2 protein-coding genes are annotated in these 1,624 nt (G+C 32.7%); both read left to right on the top strand.

Annotated features, from left to right (window positions below):
• Window positions 1–171: 171 nt before the first annotated feature.
• The gene (locus tag BO53_RS13975; protein WP_169738716.1) at window positions 172–339 is read left to right on the top strand and encodes a hypothetical protein; all 168 of its coding nucleotides are present in this window, start codon (window positions 172–174) and stop codon (window positions 337–339) included.
• Window positions 340–567: 228 nt separating this feature from the next.
• Complete coding sequence (locus BO53_RS0100070; RefSeq protein ID WP_084184798.1) at window positions 568–1,560, top strand: protein rep; 993 nt, start codon at window positions 568–570, stop codon at window positions 1,558–1,560.
• The last annotated feature ends 64 nt before the right edge of the window (window positions 1,561–1,624 follow it).

Here is a 1,624-nt window from a genome sequence, read left to right as displayed (position 1 = left end):
CCTTTATTCTTTGTATAACCATGTTAGTGTTAGGGACAAATTTATTTTACTGGTATGGGTATTGGTGCAATGGCTGCTACCCCTGTAATTGTATTAGGTGGTGGAGTTTTCGGCGGTGCTTTTTCAGGTATGACTGGAGCAGCTACTTTTTGTTTTTAACAGGTGATAATTATGAAAAAATTATTATTAAGTAGGAAATTTTCTTATATTTACTTTTTAACAGCACTATTTTTATTAGGATTATTCTTTATTTTAGATGGTGATGTAATTGTTTCATTGCCAGTGGTTTTTTTACTTATTTTCCTAGGTATCTATTCATTTTTAGAAATAGAAAAATAAAAAGAGCTCATAGTTAAAGGGCTCTTTTTATTTTAGAAACGAGTTGAAAACGAGTTTCTTCTTGTCTTGATACCTATTAGAAATAACTCAAAGATTTAAAAACGCCTCAAACCTTTGATATGTAAGGGTTTAAGGCGTTTTTTATGGTTGAAAGAGAATTTGACATAGTAAAACCCCAGTTATAAGATTAAATTACCACATTCAAACTTAATAACTGGGGGTCTCTATATGCATTTTTATAATACAACAGAAGATGATCAGAATCAAGGTGAGGAAGTTTTAAAAGATGTAACAAAGTCAGGTAAAGAGCGACCATGGCGTGAAAGAAAGTTAGAGAATGTTAGTTATTCTGAACTGCTTCAGATTCTTAAATTTAAGAAAGCTAGTAATGTTGGAGCTTGTGGGCGTGTCCTTGAATTTAAACCGACTGATGAAGGTTATTTAAAACTTTTTAAAACATGGTTCTGTAAATCGAAATTATGTCCAGTTTGTAATTGGCGACGGTCGATGAAAAATAGTTACCAAGCACAGCAAGTCGTAGAAGCAGTGATTAAAGAAAAGCCGAAAGCACGTTGGTTGTACTTAACATTAACGGCAAGAAATGCAGTAGATGGAGAAGATCTTAATAAAGGATTATCGGAATTAACCAAAGCATTTAATAAATTAAAGATGTATGCAAAAGTGAAAAAGAATCTTATTGGATTCATGCGTTCAACTGAAGTGACAGTGAACAAGGAAACAGGCGCATATAATCAACATATGCATATTTTGTTGTGTGTAGAGAATATGTATTTCAAAGATAAGAAGAATTATATTTCTCATGATGAATGGACTACTTTGTGGCAAAAAGCCTTGAAAGTCATCTACCGTCCGATAGTAAATATCCAAGTCATTAAGCCCAATAAAAAAGGCGATACCGATATTCAATCTGCAATCAAAGAAACCAGTAAATATTCGGTAAAATCATCAGATTATTTAACAGATAACAAAGATAGAAACTTAGAAATTGTTGGAGATTTGGAATTTGGTCTCTTTAGAAAACGAATGATCTCCTATGGTGGGTTACTTAAAGAAAAACATAAACTTCTAAATTTAGACGATATGGAAGATGGAAACTTGGTACAGACATCAGACGAAGAAAAACCATCAGAAGCAGAACAGGAAGCTAACTCAATTATTGCAATATGGCATTATCAGAAACAGAATTATTATTTGAAATAGATACATAGCATGCACACGAATCATCAGAACAGACCAGCAATATCTCATTTAGCTTTGACCTCCC

It is taken from the genome of Salinicoccus luteus DSM 17002 (assembly GCF_000712035.1).
Classification (GTDB): Bacteria; Bacillota; Bacilli; order Staphylococcales; family Salinicoccaceae; genus Salinicoccus; species Salinicoccus luteus.
Note: the sequence above shows the minus strand (reverse complement) of the source record. Positions and strands in the feature narration are given on the sequence as shown.